The sequence below is a fragment of the Streptomyces minutiscleroticus genome (genome assembly GCF_014650875.1).
GTDB classification, from domain to species: Bacteria; Actinomycetota; Actinomycetes; order Streptomycetales; family Streptomycetaceae; genus Streptomyces; species Streptomyces minutiscleroticus.
The window spans coordinates 1-1444 of record NZ_BMVU01000194.1 but is presented as its reverse complement, the minus strand read 5'-3'; the positions used below and the strand labels follow the sequence as shown (position 1 = coordinate 1444).

Sequence of the window (1444 nt, the reverse complement as noted above, 5' to 3'; positions counted from 1 at the left end):
GGACAACCCGCCGCGCACTCACCTCAGTCCTGACTGCAGACCAGAGCCGTCGTGACGTAGCAGCGAGCGTTCAACGTCCTCCGGCAGCGATCCCAGCGCGGGTGCGGCCGCGTGGCCCGATGTCGAACCACAGGTCCCAGGTCCGCGGTGTCAGCCACGACACCCGCGCGCTCACCGAGTCCGCTGCCAGATCCTCACACCGGGAGACGTCCACCGAGAGCGGGTAGACCTCTCCCCACGTGAACAGCTTCGTGAACGCCGCCGCCTCGCGATTCCACTTCGTCCCGCCGATCCGGCCCGGGTTTTCCGGAGCCTTGCACCGCCAGTGCCGGTAGTCCGCCAGGGCCTGCGGCGTCGCATCCCTCCAGGACAGTCCGCGGGAGGAGAGAAGACTCAGGAGCGGGCGGTAATCCGTTCCGTAATTCCGCTTCGTTTCCCGTTCCGGATTCCGGAAGACCGCTGACCGCACGAAATCGAGGAAATCCCAATCCACCATGCCGTCCGGCCTGATGTGCACCGGATCGCCCGGCACGCCGTGACCTGCACAAACACCAAATTGCGCCCGAGGCCGGACACGACTTTGGGTGCAGCAGAGTGCCGCCCCGGCCGAGGGATGGTTTGTGCAACCTGGGCTTGCCGGGGCGGCCGGCCACTCGGACCGGGGCCCGGGGCCACGAGCGGCCCGAACAGCGCAGTAAGGACGGCGGTGCCATTGACCTGCTGCACACTGTGCAAAACCTCCGGTCAGGCGCCTTATCGGCATCCAAGGACCAGGAGCTTTGGCGTCACTCTTTCGAGTGATGGTGGATGGCGTTCATGGCCGTGGGGCGGGACGCTCGACAGGAGGCTCTGGAGGTGTTCGGTTCGCCTCCAGCCTCCGGCACCAGCGGGCCCGGCCCACGTCACACGGGCCGGGCCCGCACCGGCACAGCCGAGATCAGGGCTCCGGAGTCATGCTGGCGCGAAGAGGTAGCCCGAAGCAATCTGTGTAAGTCCAGGAAGCCCCCTGGTGGCCGTTCAGACGGCCCCGCGACGCCCACCCCTCCCCACGGGGCGCGCAGAGGCTTCGCCGACGCGCCAGAAGAGCCCCTTGCGCCCGATCCCCCTGGGCAGCCCTGCAGACCACGCGAAAAAACACCCTGAGCTGCACAAACGCGTGGAGCGGAAGGACTGAGCAGAGCATGTCGACAGCACAGGCTGACGGTCCGTCGGGCCACGAAAGTCGCGGGTGCCTCTGATTGCCGTGCGACCTGCAACTTTGCGGTTGATCGCTGGTACACCACATGAGGGGACACGACCAAGCCTTGGCCAAGGAGTAAGAAAGGCAGGTTGAGAGCAGGTCGGCGGCAGGGCTTGATCAAGTTCCCTGAGCGTCGAGGTTGTTGATGATGCCCAGGAGTGGGGGGGGCTCGTTCGGGTTGGTCGCGGATTGCCCGGGTGGTTC

The 1444-nt window shown here is 66.6% G+C and carries 1 protein-coding gene; it reads right to left on the bottom strand.

Annotation, left to right across the window (positions count from 1 at the left end):
- Positions 1-70 precede the first annotated feature (70 nt).
- Positions 71-532: a hypothetical protein gene (locus tag IE271_RS40920; protein ID WP_229919993.1), complete on the bottom strand. Its 462-nt coding sequence runs from the start codon at positions 530-532 to the stop codon at positions 71-73.
- Positions 533-1444: the final 912 nt, after the last annotated feature.